The sequence below is a fragment of the Myroides oncorhynchi genome (assembly GCF_020905415.1).
Lineage (GTDB): Bacteria > Bacteroidota > Bacteroidia > Flavobacteriales > Flavobacteriaceae > Flavobacterium > Flavobacterium oncorhynchi_A.
In genome coordinates this window covers 3,917,049-3,941,444 of the sequence record NZ_JAJJMP010000001.1, presented here as the reverse complement: position 1 = coordinate 3,941,444, position 24,396 = coordinate 3,917,049, and the positions used below count along the sequence as shown (strand labels likewise).

Here is a 24,396-nt window from a genome sequence, read left to right as displayed (position 1 = left end):
AATTAGATGTTATAATGAGAAAGAGATATATCGTTTTATTGACTTTAGTAGTGCTCATTAGTATCGTACTAGTTTTTTCAGAGACTATTATATTTAAGCTAGTGGGGTTGCAAGAGATAGAGATATTCTCTCAGAAGGATTATGACAAATCCGTTGAGAAAATCAAAGAGATTTATTCTGATTCTGCTCAGTTTATAGTGAGTACGAATGAGCAGTTTATAGGGTATTCTTCTTTAGTAGAATCTGATAAACAATATGTTTTGACTAAGCCGATACAAATATTATATTTTAAACAGGATAACTTAGTTTCATTTCACTCGAGCTGTAATGTTCCATTGGATTATTGGACGTGGAAGCTGAATTGGAATGAGGAGAATAGGTTTGAACAATGCCCGCCCAAATCAAGTATGCCTGTATTAGATATTGATCTACAACAGATAAAACAGTTATACCATTTCTCATTAGAAGATGAACATCAGCATACAATAATTGTCTTTTGGAGTCGCCTTTTAAAGAAGCAAGTATATGAAGCTGTGCGTACAGTAGTGAAGAATAAAGCACTCTATAAAGAGGAGACTCCTAAACTTATCTTTATTAATGTGGATCAAGCTTTCTTAGGAAAGACAACGATTGATGAGGGAGAGTAACTATTGGATATATAGTTGCTTTTTTTTGTGTATATTACTTAAATTAATATAAAATATTGTTATGATTATACTTATTAGTTGTTGTTTGTATATTTGTTTAACTTTTAAAATTAATATAAATATGATAGCATCAATGAGTACATATTACATCATCATAGGTGTAATAGTAGTAATAGCAGGTATACTTTATCTGTTATTTAAAAGACGAAATAAGGGAGGAATAAGCAGTTTAATTATGATAGGAACAGTTATCTTATTAGTTGTTATCAATCTTAATGTACCTAGGTGCTTAACTGTAGAAGCCTGTGAACAGTATACAGAAGAAGCAATCTTGTTTCCTACTATCTTAGGTGATGCAAAAACAAGTTATGGTAAATTCACTTATATCATTAATAATTCGGAACAACCACTAGGGCTTGAGTATATATATTACGGTTCGAATGTAGCTAAAGATGATGAGGAAGATGTATTAATTATGCCTAAAGAAGTACAGAGAGTTAAGGGAATTACTATAGATTACTTATTTACTGAACCCGAAAATACAGTCAGTACAAAATCAGACGGAGTTACTAAAACACACCTTTTATGTTTGAGCTTAGAGGATTTTATGGAAGAGTCTGAAGAGTAATTAGACAATCTTATACACAAAAAGGACACTTTTACGAGTGTCCTTTTTGCATTTATACCTATTCAGTAAAATTATTTCCACTTTTTTTAGCAACATTTATAAATAAGCCCGAATGTTTGTTTTTTGAACTAAATAGAGGTTATTTAAGGCTTTTTTGAGTCAAAATAAGCTTAAATAGATACTTTTTTTGACTGTTAGGTAAAGTTGAGGTAAAACGAGTATAGTACTAGCTTTAGCTTATGAATGTGTTCTTAATAGGAAAGTAAATAGAGTTGTAAATGTTAAAAATATTTTAGACTGATGTTGTGTGTATTGATATTTTTATATTTTATACTGTGTTTATTTGTTTTTTATTTTGATAAAATGGTTGTTGTTTGATGAAAATGTAAGTTGTTGTGTGTTTTTTTATTTGGAATTGTTAAATCAATTTATATCTTTGACCTATAATTCCGAAAGTAAAATGAGAAATTTAGTAAGCATTTTAGTGGTCCTAATTATTGTGATTGTGGTAAACACATTTGCACGGGAGCTGCTATGCTAATTTTTTCTATCTAGAGATAAAGAATATTTGAAGCCTCCCATAACGGGAGGCTTTTTTTGTTTATAGTATTTACTTCTAGAGTATTGAATATGAAATAGGTCAAAGCGATAACATAACCAAAAACTAGAAATATGAATGTTTTAAACAAATACAGCCGTGTAATCACACAAGATCAAACACAACCTGCCGCACAAGCTATGCTCTATGGTATTGGGCTTACGGAGGAAGATCTAAATAAAGCACAGGTCGGTATCGTTAGTATGGGGTATGAGGGCAACACTTGTAATATGCACTTAAATGACTTGGCTAAGCAGGTGAAACAAGGGGTAAAACACAGTGATCTAGTAGGGCTAATTTTTAATACCATCGGTGTAAGTGACGGAATATCGAATGGTACAGAGGGGATGAAGTTCTCATTGGTATCTCGTGATATTATCGCTGATTCTATTGAGACTGTAGTGAGTGCACAGTGGTATGATGGTGTTATTGCTATCCCGGGTTGTGATAAGAATATGCCAGGGGCTATTATAGCGATGGGAAGGCTTAATAGACCGTCTATTATGGTTTATGGAGGAAGTATTCACTCAGGTAAGTACAAGGGAGAATCACTAAATATTGTCTCTGCTTTTGAAGCATTAGGCAAGAAGTTTAGCAACTCTATTTCGGATGAAGATTATAAGGGAGTGATTAAGAATGCTTGCCCAGGAGCAGGAGCTTGTGGTGGGATGTACACCGCTAATACGATGGCTTCAGCAATAGAAGCATTGGGGATGAGCTTGCCTTATAGCTCTTCTTATCCTGCCTTGAGTACAGAGAAGAAAGAGGAATGTCTACACACAGGAGAAGCCCTAAAGAACTTGTTAGAGAAAGACATAAAGCCAAAAGATATTATGACACTTGCGGCTTTTGAGAATGCGATGACGATGGTTATAGCGCTTGGTGGTTCTACTAACGCTGTACTACACTTGATCGCGATGGCGAATTCAGTAGATCTAGAGATTACGCTGCTAGACTTTCAGAAGATTAGTGATCGAGTACCTGTGTTGGCAGATTTAAAACCAAGTGGGAAATACCTAATGGAAGACTTGCATAAGATAGGTGGTGTACCAGCTATTATGAAGTATTTGTTAGAGCAGGGGTTACTACACGGAGACTGTTTAACAGTTACAGGCAAAACTGTTAGAGAGAATCTAAGTGAAGCAAAAGACTTAACTGCAGGGCAAGACGTGATAGTGGATTTGACTACTCCGATTAAGGAAAGTGGACACTTACAGTTCCTATATGGCAATCTTGCTGAGCGTGGTAGTGTAGCGAAGATAAGCGGTAAGGAGGGAACGTTCTTTAAGGGGCCAGCTCGAGTATTTGATGATGAGTATGCAGTGATCACAAGTGTCTCAGCGAAAGAAATACAGCCAGGAGAAGTAATCGTGATTCGCTATTGTGGTCCTAAAGGAGGCCCGGGAATGCCCGAAATGCTTAAACCTACTTCAGCTATTATGGGTGCGGGTCTAGGAAATAGTGTAGCCCTAATCACGGATGGTCGTTTCTCAGGGGGAACACACGGTTTTGTGGTGGGACACGTCACCCCTGAAGCTTATGATGGAGGAGCTATTGCCTTAGTTGAGAATGGCGATATGATCAGTATTGATGTAGAGAATAGGAGACTTGATTTACTAGTAGATACAGAGGTATTAGAAACTCGGAAAGCAAAGTGGCAAAGACCTGAACTGAAGTTTAAAAAAGGGGTATTGTATAAATATCTAAACAGTGTAGCAGACGCATCAGAAGGATGCATTACAGATAAAATTACGAATTAAGAATTACGTGTTTGTGACACCATAACGGTAGGGACGTATTACTATAGGCCCACCTAAAACATCTTTAGATGTTTTCATCATACCACGACATCGCAGGGCTAAACGTCAAGAAAATGTCTAGTAGACATTTTTAGTGATAGAGCCAGCCGGCGCACGAGGGGAAATCACGACATCACAACATCACAAAAAAACAAATTATGCAACAAGAACAAATAACAGGAGCACAGGCAGTAATATCTTCTTTGTTGTGTGAAGAAGTTCAGACAATATTTGGGTATCCGGGAGGAGCTATTATGCCTATCTATGACGCACTTTATGACAAGATGAATGAGTTAGAACACATCTTAGTACGTCACGAACAAGGAGCAATACACGCAGCACAAGGCTTTGCACGAGCATCAGGTACCGTAGGAGTAGTATTTGCTACTTCAGGGCCAGGAGCCACTAATCTAATCACAGGGCTAGCAGATGCTTATATTGATTCTACTCCTGTAGTATGTATCATAGGGCAGGTAGCCTCTAAGCTATTAGGGACAGATGCCTTTCAAGAGACTGATGTGATTGGTATTTCTATGCCGATTACCAAGTGGAATTTTCAAGTGACGAAAGCCTCTGAGATTGCACCTACTATCGCTAAGGCGTTTTATCTAGCTAGGTCAGGAAGACCGGGACCTGTGGTTATTGACATCACGAAAGATGCGCAGTTTGAACTGACAACTTTTAAGTACGAGAAGTGTATAGGGGTGAGAAGTTATAACCCGCAACCACAACCAGATTTGGCACAACTAATCAACGCATCTGACTTAATCAATAATGCGAAGAAGCCTTATTTATTAATTGGGCAAGGGATACTATTAGGTCACGCAGAGCAAGAGTTAAAGGAGTTTGTAGAGAAGACAGGTATTCCCACTGCATCGACATTATTGGGATTAGGAGCATTGCCTAGTAACCATCCTAATTTCTGTGGTATGCTAGGTATGCACGGAGACTACGCTGCAAATATTAAGACCAATGAGTGTGATGTACTAATCGCTATTGGGATGAGGTTTGATGATCGAGTGACAGGGGATGTGTCTAAATATGCTACACAAGCTAAGGTTATTCACATTGATATTGATGCGGCAGAGTTAAATAAGATTATCAAGGCGGAAATCCCCATACACAGTGATGCTAAGGAGGCTTTGAGAACGTTGATTGGTTTAGTAGAGCCGACTACACACGCTGCTTGGCTAGGAGAATTTAAACAAGGCAAAATGTATGAACAAGAACAATTAGCTAAACACAGAGAGGAGATAACTGCTGATAAAATACTGATGGAGGATGTAGTGAAACTATTGACAGAATTGACTAATGGCGAGGCTATAATAGTAACGGATGTAGGTCAACATCAAATGATTACAGCTCGAAATAATCAGTATAATACTGCCAAAACTAATATTACATCCGGTGGATTGGGAACGATGGGGTTTGCACTACCTGCAGCAATGGGTGCCAAACTTGGTAATCCTAAGCAGACAGTAGTTGCCATAGCAGGGGATGGTGGTTTTCAGATGAATATACAAGAGCTAGGGACGATTATGCAAAGTGATATTGCAGTGAAGATCATCATCCTAAACAATAGCTTCTTAGGGATGGTAAGACAGTGGCAACAAATGTTCTTTGAGAAGAGATATAGCTTCACTGAAATGAACAACCCAAACTTCGTAGGTATAGCGAAATCCTATAATATAGAAGGTGAAAAAGTAACTCAGTCTAGTGATTTAAGACAAGCGTTAGAAGAGTTATTAGCTCACCCGAAGGCGTATCTATTAGAAGTAGTCGTAGAGAAAGAAGAGAATGTATTTCCGATGATTCCCACAGGAGCGAGTGTATCAGAGGTGTTGTTGAAATAAAGGGTATAAACAAAAAAGGTATGAAAGAAGAATTCACATTATCAGTATTTACAGAGAATAGCATCGGTATGCTTACAAGGATAGCTAATGTGTTTACCCGTAGGCATATTAACCTAGATAGCTTGACTGTATCAGAGTCAGAAATAAAGCAAGTGTTTAAGTATACTGTCGTATTTAAAAGCACGCAAGAGCAAGTCGATAAGCTAATCGGACAACTCGAACGACTAGTAGAAGTCTTTAAGGTATGCGCTTATATGAATGAGGATATCATTTATCAGGAGTTAGCACTATATAAAGTCAAAACAGAGCTAATGTCTAATAAGGAAGTCGAACAGATTATTAGAGAGAGCCAAGCGAGAATATTATCTGTAGATAAGGAGTTTATCGCTATCGAAAAGACAGGATATATCGAAGAAATAGAGAGTCTATTCACCCAATTATCTAGCTTCGGGATACTAGAGTTCACCCGATCAGGTAGAGTAGCGATTACTAAGCCTATGAACTATGAATTTAGAATTTAAATAGGAGAAACAGGAAACAGGGAGCGGGAAACAGGGAGCGGGAAACGGGGAATAAGGAACAGAAAACGGAGATGTATTGGTAATTCGTTACGGTGTCTCGACATCACAACATCACGACATCACAGGGCCAAACGTTAAGAAAATGTCTAGTAGACATTTTTAATGATGGAGCCAGCCGGCTCGATAGGGGAAATCACAAAAAAAACAAAATCAAAAAAACTATAAAAATGGGACAAATCAATTTCGGAGGAACATTAGAAAACGTTGTAACAAGAGAAGAATTCACACTTGAACAAGCAAGAGGAGTATTAAAGAATGAGGTACTAGCTGTAATCGGTTATGGAGTACAAGGTCCAGGTCAAGCTCAAAACCTTAGAGATAATAAGATAAATGTAATCGTAGGTCAACGCAAGGACTCTGATAGTTGGAATAAGGCACTTGCAGATGGATGGATAGAAGGCAAAGACTTATTTGATATTGAGACAGCGTGTCAGAAAGGGACTATCGTGATGAACCTATTGTCTGATGCAGGACAGATTCACACTTGGGATGCAGTGAAGGCAAATCTAATAGCGGGTAAGGCATTGTATTTTTCACACGGTTTTGGTGTTGCATTTCACGAGAAGACGAATATCATTCCACCAGCAGATGTAGATGTGTTCTTAGTAGCACCTAAGGGATCGGGTACATCACTGCGTACGTTGTTTTTAAAGGGGTGTGGGCTAAATTCTAGCTATGCCATCTTCCAAGATGCAACAGGCAAAGCACAGGAGCGTGCCTTAGCAGTAGGTATCGCTATTGGTTCGGGGTATATGTTTGAGACAACTTTTGAGAAAGAAGCCTATAGTGATTTGACAGGAGAGAGAGGAGTATTAATGGGGGCTATCGCAGGTATCTTTGAGGCACAGTATAACGTATTAAGAGCCAAAGGACATACACCTAGCGAGGCGTTTAATGAGACAGTAGAAGAGTTGACACAGAGTTTAATGCCTTTAGTAGCCGATAACGGAATGGATTGGATGTATTCTAATTGTTCTACTACTGCTCAACGAGGAGCTTTAGATTGGAAAGACAAGTTTAGAGATGCCACTACACCTGTATTTACAGAATTATATGAGAGTGTAGCTTCAGGACGAGAAGCCGAAATCGTAATCATTGCCAATAGCAAGAAAGATTATAGAGCTAAACTTGAAGAGGAATTAAAAGAACTAAGAGAAAGTGAACTGTGGCAAACAGGTGTTGCAGTGCGTAAACTAAGACCATCAAAAGCATGAATCTATTAACGAAAGTATATCAAGCACAACAAAACATAGCACGAGTCGTCGTGCAGACTCCTCTTATCAAGAATCTCAATCTAAGTGCGCTTTATCAAGCTGATATTTATTTGAAGAGAGAGGACTTACAACCCGTAAGGTCTTATAAATTAAGAGGAGCCTATAATAAAACTACCACACTTACTCCAGACCAAAAGTCTGGAGGGGTAGTGTGTGCTAGTGCGGGTAATCACGCGCAGGGAGTAGCCTTCGCTTGTCTGCAACTAGACATACACGCGACTATATTTATGCCTGTTACAACTCCAAAGCAGAAGATAAATCAGGTCAGATTATTTGGAAAGGAGAAAGTGGAGATTGTGCTAAAAGGAGATACTTTTGACGCTTGTTTTGCTGAAGCAAGCCAATATTGTAAAGAGCATCAGGCTGTATTTATACACCCTTTTGATGATGAGGAAGTTATTGCAGGTCAGGGAACAGTCGCTTTGGAGATATTACAGGCTGTGAAAGAGCCTATCGACTATGTATTCGTCCCTATCGGTGGTGGAGGGTTAGCGTCAGGAGTGAGTACTGTATTTAAGCACCTTAGCCCCCATACTAAGATTATCGGAGTAGAGCCTATAGGCGCAGCATCGATGCATAAGTCGATACAAGCGAATGAGAACACGGCACTAGATACAGTAGATACGTTCGTAGATGGAGCTGCTGTAAAGAGAGTAGGTGATTTGACTTTCGCTATCTGTAAGGAGAGTTTGCACGAAGTGATTACAGTTGCTGAAGGGAAAGTGTGTACGACTATTCTCAAGCTTTATAATGAAGAGGCACTAGTAGTAGAACCTGCAGGAGCATTGAGTATCGCAGCCTTAGACCTCTATAAGGATAAGTTAGTCGGGAAGAAAGTAGTCTGTGTAGTCAGTGGAAGTAATAATGATATAACCAGAACAGAAGAGATCAAAGAGCGTTCGCTATTATACGAGGGATTAAAGCATTACTTTATTATCAACTTTCCACAACGACCAGGAGCACTTAAAGAGTTCCTGAATGAAGTATTAGGGGAATGTGATGATATCACTTACTTTCAGTTTTCGAAGAAGAACAATCGAGAACGCGGACCTGCTGTGGTAGGAATAGAATTAGCAGATAGATTAGATTATGATCTCTTAGTGGATAAATTAGAGAAGCGCAAGTTTAGTTATCAATATTTAAACGATAACGAAGCACTGTTTACACATCTTGTTGGGTAATTAATGACTTCAAAAAAAGGTTTTACAGCGATGTAAAACCTTTTTTTGAATTAATGAGAGTATTTTATTTAGAGGAGACATAATAAGCTATTTACTTTTAGAGAATATTTCTAATAACCTATTTGATACAGAATAAAATAGATTATGGTTCATTTTGAGTTTCTTGTGATTAATATTTTCATTTTTAGAATGATTATAAAAACAGTTTTTTTTATAAAAAAATAGTCGATTGGTACTTATTATTTGTTGTTAAAATTTTAACAAATGATTGTTTTTTAGTGGTTTTGTATGTGCTGTAAACTCAGTGATAGCGTGGCTTGTAGAAGGTTTGTTTGAACGTTGTTCGGGGATTGTTCGGAACTTCTTCGGAAAATAGGGGGTTTTTCCGAACAAGCCCCGAATAAACCACAAGTGAGACTGCATGAATGCTGGATTTTGTGTTAAATCAAGTGTTAAAGTTGATGGTGGTGAATTTTTGAAATTGAATTTTTTACCTCGTTAAATGTAGTGAGTTGAGGTTGTTATTTGCGTAAGGATATGCAAATTTTGAGAATACATATACAGTGCAAGTATATGTGATAAATATATGAATTATATCGATACGTTTACATAGGGTGTATTAAATTGTTGCGGAATATTAGTGAGGTATAAAGCGATATGGGAGTTATTTGGGATGTACCTAATGATACTGTTTAATGCTCTATTTACAGGGGGATTTGAGCTATATTTAGCAACTTTTGACTTTCTAAAATAGCTATAATTAATAGTTAAAAGATATCTGTAAGAATTGTAATTTAGACACTATATAATTTGAGTAGTATGATAAAGATGTTTTTAAGTTCATCGTTCTCTGATGTAGTTAGTTTATTTAAAAGTTTTGCAGAGGAAGAGGTAGCAGGTAAGAAGGTAACTTTTATTCCTACTGCAAGTATAGTAGAGAAGTATGTCGGGCATGTAGAGAATGATAAGAAGGCTTTTGAGAGTCTTGGTATTATAGTAGATGTATTAGAATTAAGCACTGCTAGCAGTGCGGATATTAAGAATAAGATTACTTCTAATGACTATATATTCATTTCGGGAGGTAACTCGTTTTACTTACTTCAAATATTAAAGGAAACAGGTGCAGATCTATTGATAAAAGAACAGGTCTCTAAAGGAAAGTTATATATTGGTACTTCTGCTGGTAGTGTTGTTATGTCACCTAATATTCAATATATAGGGCTGATGGATGATAAGTCATTTGCTCCTAAGTTGACAGCGTATAATGCGATGGGGGTGACAGATCAGTATCCATTAGTACACTACGGTAGTGAACCTTTTGCGACAGTAGCAGAAGAGGTCTATCAAAAATATAAGGATAAGTTGCCTTTAGTATTACTTAGTAATTACCAAGTTATGATTGTCCAAGATCAAGATACAATGGTGTTATCTATATAAATCAAATCAAATTATATCAATTATCGTATATTTTGTTTGAATAGTATCAGTATTTAGTGTTTGAAAAAAAGCAAGTATTTACTAGCTTGCACTAACCTAAAAGCAGAATTGTTAAAGGTTGATAAACACACACACTTATCATTTGTCAACTTTTTGTTTACTAAGTGAGTTTTCTTTTATAAGGTTATTCATAAAACAAAAGTGTTTTGAAAAAAACGATGGGGGCTACAGTAATGTAGCCTCTATTTTTTTAGTATTTTATTCTTTTAGTAACTGTCCTAATACTGTCTTCTTATACGTATCCCCTATCGGGATAATAGCCTTATCGATATAGAGTCTATTTCGCTCTATCGTGTCGAGGTGTTGCTTATTGATAATATAGGATTTATGCACGCGTATAAACTGTTGGTTAGGAAGTTTATCTTCCATTTCTTTTAAAGTACTTAGCGTGATAAGACGTTCATTCTTTAGATGGAGTACAAGATAATCTTTTAGCCCTTCTACATACTTCAGATCATCAAATAGTACTTTGATGTGCTTGCCATCCGATTTAATGAATAAGTGGTTCTCTTGCTTTGTTAGTACAGTAGGAGTTAGTGGTACATTATTTTGTTCTACGATAGGCATTGCTTTTTGTATACTCTTAAAGAATCGCTCGTAAGTAATAGGTTTTAGGAGATAGTCAATCACATTATGCTCATATCCCTCTAATGCGTATTGATTATAGGCTGAGGTAATGATAAAATATGTTTTTCTGCCTAGTAGATTCATAATCTGTAGACCAGTCAACTCAGGCATCTGTATATCTATAAAGCACAAGTCTACTTCTAACTGCTGCAACTGAGCTAAAGCAGTTAGGGCAGAGGTAGAGCTACCTACTAACTCTAGCTGGGGTGACTTCTGTACATAGTCACTTAATAGAGCTACAGCTAGTGGTTCGTCATCTAAGATATAGCATCGGATAGACTTCATAATTCGATCGTTAGTTGGCACGTAAAGATATTCTCTTCTTCTGTAATAGTCAAGTTGTGTTTAGTAGGAAACTGCAAGTCTAATCGCTTGCGGATATTGGTCAAACCGATACCACTAGTCATATCTTTATTATACTTATTTGATTTGTTTTGAGTATATAACTCTAGGCGATTGTCTTTTTGTGTAATAAGTATCATAAAGGGATGTTCTCGTTCTGTTAATAGCCCGTGTTTAAAGCCATTCTCTATGAAGGGCAGTAATAACAAGGGGGGGATTAGTAGATTGGGATTCTCTATGTCAATGGTTAGTTTGAGTTGTACCTCTCCTGCGATACGCATTTTCTCTAGGTCAATAAAGTCTTGGATATAGTTGATCTCCTTTTGAAGTTCGACGTTATTATGTTCTGTTTCGTAAGTCATATAACGCATGAGTTGACTTAACTTATCTATGGCAGGTAACGCCTGTTCTGATTTTTGATAGACTAAAGAGTAAATGTTATTTAGGGTATTAAAGATAAAGTGAGGGTTTATCTGAGACTTTAAGAAACGCAATTCAGCATCATTCTTTTGCTCCTGTATGATTTTGTTTAGTTGTAGACTGCGTATTAAGTGGATGATAATATAGGTGATCGTAGCCATAGCAATAGGTATCATACTAAAGTAGATATTATCAGTTATATAGAACCATGCAGGTGTACCTGGGAAATAGTTTTGAAGCCCCCATATCCACACCGTTAATACTTGTTCTATTATAGCTCTTATTAACGTAAAGAATACATAAGCCGTTAGTAATCCTAAAAACACTCTTTTCCACGTGAATTTCTGCATTACTCTAGGCATAATACACAGATAGTGGAAGTAAAAGACAGTGACAAAGATTATTATAAAGGTGTTGTTAAATAGAGAAAAGTCTGTAAACGTTATCAAATAAGGAGCATTATAATCCAAGTGAACATAGCGTGCATAGATTAAGAATAACCATAAGAATGCGTGTAAACGCACTTCTTCTTTTGTTGATAATACTTCTAATGGCTTCATAAATAATGTTTTTGTAAAGCTATTAAAACTTCGCTTTCTATTAAAGGGTGTTTATCGGATAAAATGAGGCGTTGGTCGAAAAAGGAAAAATAGTAAGTATGAAGTACTGCATCTTTGTCATGTGAATAAGAAGAAACACTATAAAGTTTCAACTCACAACATCACAAAACAAACCAATTAAAATTATGAAAACTAAATTATTCAGCTTACTTACAATGTGTTTAATGGGAGGGCAAATTGCCAATGCTCAAATAAACGAGGACTTAAAATTAAATAAGCGTATCCCTGTGCTTAATATGGGAACTTTCCATATGGGATATACTTCGGATTCTAACAAGGCTGAATTTGATGAGAATGACGCTAAGAACAAAGCGATGGTACACGAAGTAGCTAAAGCTATAGCAGAGTTTAAACCTACTGTAATCGTACTAGAGCAAAGAGCAAGTACTATGGAGGTTTTAAATGAACTATACCAGTCTTATTTGAAAGATCCTAATATAAAGATAGTTGATCCTAACGAAGTTCACTTGTTAGGATTCGAATTAGGGAGATTAGCAGGAGTGAAGAAATTATATGGTATAGATTATAGCAAAGGATATAACTATATGGTGAATAAAAATATCCCTGAGTATAATGACAAAGCAATTTATGATGACTATATAAACGTTGTTTTAAGACAATTAAGGGCTAGTGATGAAGGAGGTAATGTACAGAAGATGCTATATAATACGAATACTAAGAAATCATTAGATGCTTATATCAATCTAAATGCGGATATGCTAACACATGTGTCTTCTCCTGGTAAATCAGAGGGAGCTGATGAGGCTGCTAAGTATTATCACAGAAACCTGATTATGTATTCTAATTTAAATCAGATACCATTAACAGAGAATGATAGAGTGTTTATCCTAATGGGATCATCTCATACTGCTTTCTTTAATATGTGGTTAGAGCGTAGTCCTAAATATGAACTAGTGAATACGTTAGATTATTTAAAGAAGTTTAAGTAAAAAGGGAACTGGAAACAGGGAACAGCGATTTCACGACATCACACAAAAAACGACATCACAAAAAGAGTTGATAAAAATATGTTAGGCTACTCAGAGTAATCTGAGTGGTAATAAAGAAGCCCTCAGAGATGAGGGCTTTTTGCTTTTATGTTTTTTGCTATTTATGACTTAACGATTTTAGCGACTGATACAGTAAAGATACCATAGTTGTCGATTACCATATTTTGTTTAAATACGCTGTTATAAGCGAATAGTTTATCTAGTTCGTACTGAGAACGACGACGCATCACCCAGTCAGTATCTCTGTGACTTTTTAGTACAAAGGCAATCGTCTTAAGCTGTGGATGCCAAGGTTGTCCTGTATAGACTATGCTACTGTTATTCATCGCTATAGAGCTGATTCCCTTAATCGTGTTACAGATCATATCATTGTCTTCAAATAATTCGAATATACCCGAGATAATCGTGATATTTGGTTCGAAGTTGAATAGTGGATATGTATTCGGATCAAAACAATCATAGTTGGTAAAGCGAATGCCTGTAAGATTATGTTCCTTAATATACGCTTCACCAACCTCGATATTAGAACGTTTAAAGTCGTTAATCACAATCTCAGCTTCGGGATACTTGGCTTTGATATCAAATAGATAGTTACCTGTACCTCCTGCTACGTCTAATATTCTGATAGGTAGTCCTTGCTCTTGTAGCAATAGTATTTGTTTATCTATTTGCTGTAATAAATGTATTTTTCGCTGACGGATACCTGCCCAGCCTATAGCATTTAGATAGTTTTTATCCATCATCTTACCGAAGCCTAGTCTACCTTGAGGAGTATTCTTATAGACATAATCCAGAGATATTCCTGAGTCAAAACCATATAGTAAACCTAGACGCATTCCTTCAGATAAGGGACCAATAATCCCTAATAATCTTTTCTGTATTTTATAGGATAGGAGTTCGATAGCAGGATATAAACCGAACATCATTTTAAAGTATTCATCCCTTGTAAACTTATCAGCTTTTAAGTTTATTTTGACCTTAGGAGCCGTGAAGCTCTTATTCATAAACTTGGCAATGTCTCGGTAAACTTGTTCACGTCCTTTCTCAAAGAGAATACCGTGGAAGCTACCTTTAAGCATTTTGAACTCTCTTAAATCACTACTCAGATTGTGGAAAAAGCGCTGTTGCGTTTTATTTTTTACAACATAGTCTTTCTCAGCAGCAAATAAGATGGTTGGGATAGTAATCGCAGCAGCATCATCTACGATACGCTTCCCTGCATCTAGTAGATCCACGAGCATACGTCCATTAATAGACTTGGTAATTAAAGGATCACTATCATAAGCTACTTGTTGATCTTTCTCGTGTGTCAGTACTTTAGATTTGACATAGCTCGTAACGATCATCTCTGGTTTCAGCTTCGTTCCTAGTGCAATCATTTCTTTTGCAAAAGGCACATATAGTTTAATTTCAAAAGCAGGCGCTAATAACGCCATACCTGCTATGGGAATAGCAAAATCGTGTACCCAAGCACTTAGGATCACACCTGCGATACTATTAGCTACGACAAACGTATCGTGATAGTGTATCTGGTATTTATCATTTAGATAATGAGCAAAGGCATCTAAGTCACGGACGTAATCCATAAAGTTAGGTGATACCTCTTGCTTAGTGTATCCATGTCCTCTAAAGTCAAAACTAAATACATTGTAATTAGCAAATGGTGCACTCTGAGCAAATTCAGCTAAACGCGCTGAGTGTTCGTGACCACGGTGAAGGACGATCATAGTCTTTTGTCCTTCTTTGTAATTCCAAGCTCGATAAAATATTGATGCATCATCAAAGCTAGTGAATGTTCCTTCTATCATAGGTGTTTTTTGTTTTATAGCAATTTATTATAGTTTAAAGATAGCGTTTTGATTAATAGATTGTATATATCTCTGTGCTTCTTTTTTAGTGCACTGTACACATTGTGAGTAAACTAATGTGGATACAGCCATACTTCTAGACAGTCCCATCGCACAGTGTATATAGATTAGGGTATCTTGATTTCTCGCATTATAAGAGTCAATAATATGTTGTACTATCTGAGCTAGGTACTCTTCATTTGCTTGTCCAATGTCTAGTAAGGGAAAAAAATGATATGTAGCTTGCCTTCGTATATAGGTATTCTCTGTCATTTCTGCAGAGAGGTCATAAACGATGATATTCTTGTGTTGTACCAAGTGTTTTTTAGCCTCCTGCGTAGACAGTAATGCTCCGATATATAGCTGAGGTAACATTTCAGCAAAGGGAACAGGATTATAACGTCTATTCAACTTTCTTAGTATAACATACGTCAGCAAATAAGGAAACAAGATAATGTATTTCCACCATGCTATCTCACCCTCTTTATTCTTGATGAAGTAAACATTGTTTTGGATATACGCCTTGCCTATATAAATGAGGTTAAAACTTATCCACAGTAGGATTGCCGTAAAGGAATTAAACCAAATAAATGTAATCAGTATGAATAACGAAGCTAGGATAAAGTATATTAATCCCTTTTTGATATTGAGATACAGTCTATTCTCTTTGTTAGGTACAAAAAAGAAAATGAACAAGCATACGATCACAGCTGTTAATACATCGATGCTGTGATGTTGATAGACAAATACCGTAGATAATGCTACTAAAGCTAACCACAGATATAATAGCTTCTTTGTGAAATTGCTGAATCGAGTAGTTTGTTTCACTACTGTCATAAAGATTACAGCATAGGCTACGTGTAGAGAGGGAGCTTGATTATAATGAGTATCCCAGACATTGATAAAGTCAAAGAATAGGTCAAATATTCCAATCGTATGATAAGGTTTATCAAGTGTAAACTGTATAGGAAAGGCTATAAAACCAATAAAGGCAACTAGTGTAACAAGTAACATTCTCTTGGTAAGTACTCTTAGTTGCTCCATTGTATCGACCCAATAAAACACCAATAAAAAGAATGGTGCGCTAGTGGCATAAGGGATAATCATCCATTCTACAAAAGGGATGTGCTTATCTATGGGCAGCGCAAATGACCAATCTAATGCTCTGAATACAGCATAGTACTGAGCAGTCATATAAGAGGTGATAAATACTATATAACATAGTATCATCGAGGTATTCCGTTGTTTAAAAGTAGGGGTTATTTGTTCTTCTGCCATTTTGCTTTTTTATGCATAATACGTTGTAGTATTCCCTTTGGCAAGATTTGTAAGAAGCGAATAAGTCTATACATCTTCCTTGGAAATACGATAAGTTGTTTGCCTTTAGCGAGGTCAGTATAGATTATATTAGCCGCCTCACTTGGGGTGATTACATATTGCTTCTTAGATAAGTCATCTTTGTTAAGGGCTAATAATCGGGGAGTAGCGACATAACCCGGATGTACAGTGACAATGTGGATCCCTTTATCTCTATAAGCGCGTTGATAAGCTTTTGCTACAGCTACTACAGCTTGCTTACATCGGGTGTATATCGTAGCATCTGTATAGTCTAAAAAGGTAGAAATAGAAGCAATGCACACTACTTTACCTCCTTTATTCTTCATTAATTCTCTTGCTACTTCTAATGCATTTAGTGTTGCTTTGATATTGTTGTCTATCATAGCATTTGTTTCTTGCCAAGAGATCGTCTCTAATGCACTGTCTGTATAGTTACCCGCTCCAGCGATAAAGATATCTAACTGTCCTTGGCTGAACTCTTGAGCAGCTTCATATAAATTGAAAAAGTCAGTTGCATCTACTGTATATACAGATAAGTTAGCATAGATGCTGAAGTGATGTTCTTCTTTATATGGCATACGACTGCCTATCCCTACACGATAACCTTCTTGTAAGTAACGCTGAGCTAATGCCCATCCTATACCAGATGTACCTCCTGTAATAAAAACCTTTTTCATGACTTTAATGCATTAAGAACTACTTGATATCCATAGTCAAATTGTCTAAATATCTGATCTTTACAGTCTTCTTTAGATACGGGAAGCTGTATTTCTAAGGCAAACTTTCTCCAATTAATCTTGCGGCTTAAATAGCCTCCAGCTAACTTACTTCTCATATCACTAGTATCTATTCTCTTTGCTGTAACAGTAGCGGCTGTATTTAATCGTGAATTACCACTATATCCAAATACCGCTCTTACTAGTCCTTCTTCCATAGCAGAATATGGAGCCTTGTGCTCTAACCATATTTCACTACCTAATGTAGTTGCTAGTTCGAATGGAATAAGATCTATGGCTCCTCCTAAATACTGCTTACCTCCATACTGAGCAGGTGCCATATAGAACATATCAGATGTACTAATACGCATCGCTCTTAAGGATTCTACCCCTAGAAGTAATTCTGTATCTCTCTCTACTGCACTATTTGTATCAAATTTGTATTGATCAATATATTGATGCAATGGATCAAAAGGAATATTAGAGGTAGGGATGAGTACTTTTTTAAAGGTTTTCTTACCCTTCCTCTTTTTGTTTACTTGATCAGGTGTGTATAATATCTCAGAACCAATGGTAATTACCTCTGGAGCATCAGTATGTGTAGTTAATAGAGAAGGAAACTTCTCATCTAGGTTTTGAGGCTGATCAACAAAATACTTGTTAAATAGGTCTAATAAATAGGGTGCATTCTCCTTTTTCTTGCTGTGTTTGATACAGTAGTAAGGAAGGCGATCTAGTCTCGTCTGATTAGTCAAAAAAGTATTCATCGCAGCAGTCAGAAATTCGTCTGATGCTAGATAAGCTTTAATGGCTTCAGGTGTATTAAAGGTGCGTATAATCGATGTAGAGATAGTCGCTCCACAAGTAGATATAATCAAATCAGGGCGAACATTGTGTTCGACCATTGCAACATACATACCACAGTACATCACAAAGCGGCTTCCGCCACCTGAGAACACTGCTACACGATTATAAGGTTTTATTTCAGCCATATCATTGTTATATAGAATAGTGGAGTGGTGTATAGTAGACTATCTACTCGATCTAATAAACCTCCATGTCCAGGAAGTAAAGTACCTGTGTCTTTTACATTGGCTTTTCGTTTGACTAGGGATAACGTTAGGTCTCCTAAGAAACCAAGTAGACTAAGTGCCATGGCAAGTAGTATTGTCTTGATTGTTATCATTTCATTGAATAACACGTAGTACATCAAGTTAAATATAATAGTTGTCATGACCACTCCACCTATAACTCCTTCTGCTGTCTTATTAGGACTGATATTAGGGGTTATTTTAGTTTTGCCAAATAGTTTACCTGACATATACTGACTTACATCATTAAGCTCCATCGGAACAACTAATAAGATGAGATATTTATACCCCTTCACTTGTATGCCTATATAAAATAAGATAGAGATAGATAGTAAGTAGACTGTCATTATTATTAGATAAAATAGATATTGTCTATATTTAAGATATACGTACGAATAGGTAATCATACACCATCCAAGTATGGTTAATAAATTATTTTCGATAGATAATACAAATAAACTAAGAGTAATTATAACAGTAGTTAGTATAGCGAACCACGTTCTTAGTCGTCCTATCGGAATAGCAATAGTGTAAAATTCTCGTTGTCCCCAATAGAGTAGGAAGAGTGTAAAAATAAGCAGACTAATCGGATGCAATAATGCTATGGCAAATACCACAACGATATAACCCCACGTCTTGACGCGAAGTGGTACATCGGCAAATTTTCCTTCTTTATTCATCTATTGTGCGTTTTTAAGTGCTTTTCGGCACCTTGTTATCGTACTTAAAAGTAATAATAAATTGACAATGATAAAGAGGTAAAGAGAAACTCCACTCATATTAATGTGTAGAAACATCAGTAAACCATATACCCCAAGGACTAATGCTCTGTCACTTTTGCCCATCGGCCCATCATAGCGTCTTTCTCCGTCTAGTACCTTCCCCATTAAACCAGCAAACTCGTTGATAATACTGAGTCCAATAAATAAGACGATTAGGTAAAGACTCTCACTTTGAAACTTTAATAGAGGGATGAATAGTATAAAGTCAGAGAATATATCTCCAACTTCGTTTAGTAGCTCCCCTTTTTTAGAAGTTTGTTTATACAGTCTCGCCATCATACCGTCCAGTGCATTCAGTGCCATTCTGATTAATAACCCTATTGGTAATAGTAAAAAGAAGAAGTGATATAAATCTGCAAACCAAAATAAGATTGCTAGGACTATAGAGAAGAGTATCGCGAATACTGTTATCTGATTAGCTGTAATATTTTTTCTGTGCAACGCATTAAGTATAGGCATTAATGTTTTTTGGAAATAAGGTTTTATTTTATAGACTGATATCATATTTTAACTTTTTTATTAATTAGTGTTTAGTAAAATAATAACATAGGACACAAGTGTATATTGGTTTTTATTTGTTATTTTATAGGTTAATATTGATATTAGGTGTGTTTTTTAATGATAAAAACTGAATTAAAAATAAAAATACTCTTTATTTATTCATTATCTTTAAAAGTGAAAAATAAAAAGAAACAACACATTATTGTAATATCTATTTTCTTTAAAAAACTAAAAATAAATATTGTAATAATCATGTTTGGCATTTTTGTTGAGTTTATATAAAAAATAAAAGTAGTAAAAAAAAACTATTGGCTTCATCAATGTAAATAGTGAAATAAGAGATAAAGTATTACTACAGAAATAAATTACTCGTATGGCAAGTAAATTAGAACCTATCAAACCCGTACCGGCATTAATCGCGGTCGCTATCACATTAATTATTTGGTTTATTATCCCTGTTCCAGAAGGCGTTAGTCCTAATGCGTGGCAGTTGTTAGCATTATTCGTTGGAACTATTGCAGCTATTATTGGAAAGGCGCTACCTATCGGAGCAGTGTCTATTGTAGCGATAGCATTAGTAGCGATAACAGGTGTAACTAATCCAGGCAATTCTAAAGCAGCCTTAGCGGATGCTTTAAGTGGTTTTTCTAATGATTTAATCTGGCTTATTGGAGTGGCAGTGATGATCTCTATCAGTTTAAAGAAAACAGGCTTAGGTGCTAGAATAGGGTATTTCCTTATTTCATTGTTTGGTAAAAGGACCTTAGGGATTGCGTATGCATTGTCTTTTGCAGAAACAATCTTAGCTCCTGTAACACCAAGTAATACAGCAAGGGGAGGAGGAATTATACATCCTATTATGTGTTCTATTGCAGTAAGTTTTGGTTCTAGACCAGAGAAAGGGTCTGCCGAAAAGATAGGACGTTATTTAGCATTAGTTAATTATAATGCCAATCCTATTACTTCAGCAATGTTTATTACCGCTACAGCTCCTAACCCATTAATTGTGAGTTTGGTTCTAGCAGGTACAACAGCAGGAATAACTATAACTTGGGGAATGTGGGCATTAGCAGCTTTAGTACCAGGACTAGTAGCTTTAATTGTGATGCCTTTAGTGATTTATATGATCTATCCACCAGAAATAAAGAAAACTCCAGATGCTCCAGTATTTGCTAGAAAGCAATTAGAAGAGTTAGGACCTATTTCTTTACCTGAATATATCACAATGGGAGTATTTACAGTTTTATTATTGCTATGGGCAGGAGTTCCTGCAATGATCTTTGGAGATACTTTTGCTGTTCAACCAACAGCGGCTGCTTTCTTAGGATTGGGAATTCTTATTGTCACAGGAGTATTGACTTGGGAAGATATATTAAAAAATACAGGGGCTTGGGATACGATAGTATGGTTTGCAGCTTTAGTAATGATGGCAGGTTTCTTAGGTAAACTAGGATTGGTAGGATGGCTCGCTACAACAGTAGGGAAAGGTATTGCAGGACTAGGACTATCGTGGATACCAGCTACCCTTATACTGCTTCTAGTATATGTATACTCTCACTATTTCTTTGCGAGTACTACAGCGCATATTACAGCGATGTTTGCAGCCTTTTTCGCAGCCGGTATTGCTCTTGGAGCACCTGAGATGTTATGGGCGTTAGTACTAGGTTTCTCATCATCTATAATGATGTCATTGACACATTATGGTACAGGTACAGCACCGATTATTTTCGGAACAGGGTATACAACATTAGGAGAATGGTGGAAAGTAGGTTTTGTAATGAGTGTGGTTAATCTAATTATTTTTATCCTTGTAGGAGGACTATGGTGGAAAGCACTAGGATATTGGTAAGAGAAAAGTATTTATTGAGTTATTAAATTAACTTCCGTACATTAGTATCTTAAAATCAACAGTATGGAAATTTTTAAGGGTCAAAACATTCTTAACTTAGTAAAAGAACTACCAGATGACGAATCTTGTAAAGCTTATCTAAGTAAAATAAAGTGGTCAAACGGTTTTACTTGTGTAAAATGTGGACACAAAAAAGGTTGCTTAAAATCTAATCATTCATACTATTGCTATAACTGTGAGCATGTTGAAAGCTCAACAGCTAATACCTTATTTCACAAAGTCAAATTTGGTTTACATAAAGCATTTATGATTGTGTTTGAAATGACAACTTCTACCAAAAGCATATCTAGTATTCAAATGGGTAAACGCTATGGTATAAGCCAGCCAACAGCGTGGGGCTTTATGCATAAAGTTCGTTTAGCTATGCAAAGTAGCGAGCAATCTCCTATGACTGAGACAGTCCATGTTGATGAGTTTGTTGTAGGGGGATACGAACAAGGAAAACCAGGAAGAAGTTACGACACCAAAAAAGCTAAAGCAGTGATAGCTGTAGAGTTAAATACTGAAAGAAAAGTAAAAAGAGCCTATGTTAAGTGTATTGACGATTACTCTGCTAAGTCATTAACTACTATATTCGAACAACACATTTCAGAAGATGCTAATGTAGTTACAGATAAATGGAGGGGATACAATCCCTTGAAAAAAAAGTATAACATCACTCAAAAAGAAAGTGATAAAGGTGCTAATTTTAAAGAATTACACGTGATAATTCACCAACTTAAATCCTGGATTAGAACTGTACCTTCACATATCAATAAGAAATACATCCAAGCTTACTTTAATGAGTTCGTATATAGATTAAATAGATCCTTATTTAAGGAAACTATTTTTCATAACACAATTGTAAAGATGGTTAAAGCGAAACCAACTACTTTAAATATGATTAGCGGAAACTAAACAGATAACTCAATAAGTTTTTTATTATATACGTAAAAGCCAGTCGATGTCGACTGGCTTTTGTTGTATAAATCAATGAAGTATAATGAGATAGAATCTCCTTAATTAGATTAAAACTTATAGTTAAATGATAAAGTAGCTATTCGACTATCTAGATCATATTTCTTGCGAATATTAGAATTAAAGTTATCTCCTGTTACATTATAGTTCACAGTGTTTAGAACATCTGCTACAGCTAGTTTAATAGTCGCTTTGTCTTCTAATAGGGCCTTAGATAAGCCTATCGTTAAGTCAAAATAACTATCTCTTTTGTATAGGCCTAAGTTTGACTTAGAGAAATACTGTGCATTGACATCAGCTTTTAATCCTTTGACAATAGTAAAGTTGTTTTGAGAGTTAAAAGTGAAGGCTACTTGCGAACTATTGATTTCTGTACCTTGATAGTTCCCTTCATATTTGTTGTTAAATAAATTAAACATATTACTCATCGACCACCATTCTACAGGGCTTATTGTACCTGTTACATTCGCACCATAGTGATATGATTTGTTTAGGTTTTCTTGTGTACTTACTAAGATACCTGTATCTTGTTGGTAGTTATACACATTCGTCATCACATCATTTGTCAAACTGAAGTACACATTTGCGATAAGGTACTTACTCCATGTATATCCTACTTCAGAAGCGTGTGTTATCTCAGGTTTTAACTTAGGGTTTCCTTGCCAGTAGTTAAATGGATCATCGTAAAAACGGAATGGGTTTAAGTCAAAGTGACTTGGTCTATTAATACGTTTACTATACGAAGCATAGAAGCCATGTGCATTATCTGTTTCGTACTTGATAGAAGCGCTAGGAAAGAACTTTGTATAATCGTTTTTACTGTATTCGTTAGTCGTTTTTTGATCTATCTCTGTTTGTGTAAACTCTGAACGCAATCCTACCTGGAAGTTCCAATGATCTAAACTAAACTTGTAATTTGCATAAGCAGCATGTATTTGCTCATTGTATTTATAGTGATTAGTAGAAGCAGGATCAATTAACCACGAATCAGCATTTTGCATTTCATAGACAGAAGGATTGTCATTAGATTTTACTGTTGATTTCCATCCAGTTTCTAAATTATGCTTATCGTTAAACGGAATAGTGAAGTCCGCTTTTCCATTAAATACTTTAAACTGTGAAGGGATATGTCCTCTTCTGTTTCTATATAGCGTAGCATTTGACGTATTTGCAATTACATCTGAAAGTTGTATTTGATTAGATCTGAATTTAGAGTTCTCATATTCTAAATCGACATCTACTTTACTTCCTTTTTCATTAAATAGGTGAGTAGCAGTAAGTCCATAAGTATAGTCATACCAGTGTTCACTATTGCTATTATTTGTATTAACATGAAGATCTAGCTGACCAGAAGGACTGAAATTCTTATTATATCCTTTAGAGAAGTCTTCATATCTACCTATTTTAGCATCTAGTAAGAATCCAATAGTCGTCTTAGAAGAGATACTATAATCTACACCTATTTTAAAGTTGTTAGAAGTCAGAGGTTCATTACTTGTTAAGCGTTGTTCGTTATGCTTGTCTATTAGAGTAGGATTAGCAACATTGTAAAAATCTTGGATATAATGCTTGTGTTCTTCCTCTCCTCTAAAAGTATAACTGTAATCCCCAAATAGGCTAAGTTTGTTATGTGTATAGCCTAAGCTAGCACCAGCATTCATTCGGTTTTTACGACCTCGTCCTGCATTGACATAAGAACTTCCTTTTAGCCCTTCCATCTTGTACTTCTTTAGAACAATATTGATAATACCTGCATTACCTGCCGCATCATATTTAGCAGAAGGGTTAGCGATAATCTCTATATTTTTAACTTGAGAAGAGTTGGTTGATCTCAAGAGATTGGCTAGTTCTTTTGTAGAAAGAGAACTCAGTTTTCCGTTTAGCATAACACTAACTCCCTTTTTGCCACGTAGTGATAATTCGCCTTCTTGAGATACAACTACTCCTGGAGCTCTTCCTAATACTTCTAGAACTGTACTTCCATCTGATAAAGCACTGTTCTCCACACTAAATACCATCTTATCTGCTTTCTGTTGAAACACAGGAGTAGAGGTATTGATAATTACTTCTCCTAGATTCGTGTTAAATGCATTGAGTAGACTGTCTAATTGCGCTTCGGTTTGGGCATAGGTACCCAAGCTACATAGTGAAAGTAGCCATATATATGATCTATTCATT

Annotated in this window: 20 protein-coding genes; 11 read left to right on the top strand and 9 right to left on the bottom strand. The window is 35.9% G+C overall.

Features of this window, described 5'->3' with window-relative positions; all coding sequences use genetic code 11:
• Positions 1-14 precede the first annotated feature (14 nt).
• The 8 genes from LNQ81_RS17145 (at position 15) to LNQ81_RS17110 (ending at position 9,998) form a co-directional block, all read left to right on the top strand.
• On the top strand, positions 15-647 hold the full coding sequence (locus LNQ81_RS17145) for a hypothetical protein (protein WP_229948869.1): 633 nt from the start codon (positions 15-17) through the stop codon (positions 645-647).
• Positions 648-768: 121 nt separating this feature from the next.
• Entirely contained in the window at positions 769-1,275 is a 507-nt protein-coding gene (locus tag LNQ81_RS17140; protein WP_229948868.1) for an LPXTG cell wall anchor domain-containing protein, read from the top strand.
• 672 nt (positions 1,276-1,947) lie between these two features.
• On the top strand, positions 1,948-3,633 hold the full coding sequence (ilvD, locus tag LNQ81_RS17135; RefSeq protein WP_229948866.1) for a dihydroxy-acid dehydratase: 1,686 nt from the start codon (positions 1,948-1,950) through the stop codon (positions 3,631-3,633).
• Positions 3,634-3,830: 197 nt separating this feature from the next.
• Positions 3,831-5,525, top strand: a complete 1,695-nt coding sequence (gene ilvB / locus LNQ81_RS17130; RefSeq protein ID WP_229948865.1) for a biosynthetic-type acetolactate synthase large subunit — start codon at positions 3,831-3,833, stop codon at positions 5,523-5,525.
• A 20-nt stretch (positions 5,526-5,545) separates the two neighbouring features.
• Positions 5,546-6,046 carry an acetolactate synthase small subunit gene (gene ilvN / locus LNQ81_RS17125; RefSeq protein ID WP_229948863.1) on the top strand — a complete coding sequence of 167 codons (501 nt, stop codon included), beginning with the start codon at positions 5,546-5,548 and terminating at the stop codon, positions 6,044-6,046.
• A 227-nt stretch (positions 6,047-6,273) separates the two neighbouring features.
• Positions 6,274-7,320, top strand: coding sequence for a ketol-acid reductoisomerase (ilvC, locus tag LNQ81_RS17120; protein ID WP_229948861.1), 1,047 nt, complete (start codon positions 6,274-6,276; stop codon positions 7,318-7,320).
• Positions 7,317-8,561 carry a threonine ammonia-lyase IlvA gene (ilvA, locus tag LNQ81_RS17115; protein WP_229948859.1) on the top strand — a complete coding sequence of 415 codons (1,245 nt, stop codon included), beginning with the start codon at positions 7,317-7,319 and terminating at the stop codon, positions 8,559-8,561. The genes ilvC and ilvA overlap by 4 nt, the downstream gene beginning before the upstream one ends.
• Positions 8,562-9,380: 819 nt before the next feature.
• Positions 9,381-9,998: a Type 1 glutamine amidotransferase-like domain-containing protein gene (locus LNQ81_RS17110; RefSeq protein ID WP_418887956.1), complete on the top strand. Its 618-nt coding sequence runs from the start codon at positions 9,381-9,383 to the stop codon at positions 9,996-9,998.
• A gap of 258 nt (positions 9,999-10,256) precedes the next feature.
• Here LNQ81_RS17110 and LNQ81_RS17105 read toward each other — a convergent pair whose 3' ends face one another.
• Positions 10,257-10,970, bottom strand: a complete 714-nt coding sequence (locus tag LNQ81_RS17105) for a LytR/AlgR family response regulator transcription factor (protein WP_229948856.1) — start codon at positions 10,968-10,970, stop codon at positions 10,257-10,259.
• Positions 10,967-12,007 carry a sensor histidine kinase gene (locus LNQ81_RS17100; RefSeq protein WP_229948855.1) on the bottom strand — a complete coding sequence of 347 codons (1,041 nt, stop codon included), beginning with the start codon at positions 12,005-12,007 and terminating at the stop codon, positions 10,967-10,969. The genes LNQ81_RS17105 and LNQ81_RS17100 overlap by 4 nt, the downstream gene beginning before the upstream one ends.
• A gap of 185 nt (positions 12,008-12,192) precedes the next feature.
• Between LNQ81_RS17100 and LNQ81_RS17095 the strand changes: the two genes are divergently transcribed.
• A complete protein-coding gene (locus tag LNQ81_RS17095; RefSeq protein WP_229948853.1) occupies positions 12,193-13,017 on the top strand; it encodes a DUF5694 domain-containing protein in 825 nt (274 codons plus the stop codon).
• A gap of 161 nt (positions 13,018-13,178) precedes the next feature.
• Here the strand turns inward: LNQ81_RS17095 and LNQ81_RS17090 are convergent, their stop codons facing one another.
• From LNQ81_RS17090 to LNQ81_RS17065, 6 genes are read right to left on the bottom strand one after another with little or no spacing between them, the layout of a single operon-like run.
• Positions 13,179-14,885, bottom strand: a complete 1,707-nt coding sequence (locus LNQ81_RS17090; protein ID WP_229948851.1) for a bifunctional alpha/beta hydrolase/class I SAM-dependent methyltransferase — start codon at positions 14,883-14,885, stop codon at positions 13,179-13,181.
• Positions 14,886-14,912: 27 nt separating this feature from the next.
• Positions 14,913-16,202 (bottom strand): phosphatase PAP2 family protein, encoded by a 1,290-nt coding sequence (locus tag LNQ81_RS17085; protein ID WP_229948849.1) that lies wholly within the window; start codon positions 16,200-16,202, stop codon positions 14,913-14,915.
• Complete coding sequence (locus LNQ81_RS17080; RefSeq protein ID WP_229948847.1) at positions 16,184-16,939, bottom strand: SDR family NAD(P)-dependent oxidoreductase; 756 nt, start codon at positions 16,937-16,939, stop codon at positions 16,184-16,186. The genes LNQ81_RS17085 and LNQ81_RS17080 overlap by 19 nt, the downstream gene beginning before the upstream one ends.
• Positions 16,936-17,970: a patatin-like phospholipase family protein gene (locus LNQ81_RS17075; protein WP_229948845.1), complete on the bottom strand. Its 1,035-nt coding sequence runs from the start codon at positions 17,968-17,970 to the stop codon at positions 16,936-16,938. The genes LNQ81_RS17080 and LNQ81_RS17075 overlap by 4 nt, the downstream gene beginning before the upstream one ends.
• Entirely contained in the window at positions 17,958-18,749 is a 792-nt protein-coding gene (locus tag LNQ81_RS17070) for a phosphatidate cytidylyltransferase (protein ID WP_229948844.1), read from the bottom strand. Before LNQ81_RS17070 ends, LNQ81_RS17075 begins: the two co-directional genes overlap by 13 nt.
• Positions 18,750-19,355: a CDP-alcohol phosphatidyltransferase family protein gene (locus LNQ81_RS17065; protein WP_229948843.1), complete on the bottom strand. Its 606-nt coding sequence runs from the start codon at positions 19,353-19,355 to the stop codon at positions 18,750-18,752.
• Between the two features lie 370 nt (positions 19,356-19,725).
• Between LNQ81_RS17065 and LNQ81_RS17060 the strand changes: the two genes are divergently transcribed.
• Together LNQ81_RS17060 and LNQ81_RS17055 are read left to right on the top strand one after the other, a co-directional pair.
• On the top strand, positions 19,726-21,201 hold the full coding sequence (locus tag LNQ81_RS17060) for a DASS family sodium-coupled anion symporter (RefSeq protein WP_229948841.1): 1,476 nt from the start codon (positions 19,726-19,728) through the stop codon (positions 21,199-21,201).
• A 63-nt stretch (positions 21,202-21,264) separates the two neighbouring features.
• Entirely contained in the window at positions 21,265-22,158 is an 894-nt protein-coding gene (locus tag LNQ81_RS17055; protein ID WP_229945071.1) for an IS1595 family transposase, read from the top strand.
• Positions 22,159-22,268: 110 nt separating this feature from the next.
• On the opposite strand, the gene LNQ81_RS17050 is transcribed toward LNQ81_RS17055, so the two are convergent.
• Positions 22,269-24,395, bottom strand: coding sequence for a TonB-dependent receptor domain-containing protein (locus LNQ81_RS17050; protein WP_229948840.1), 2,127 nt, complete (start codon positions 24,393-24,395; stop codon positions 22,269-22,271).
• Position 24,396: the final 1 nt, after the last annotated feature.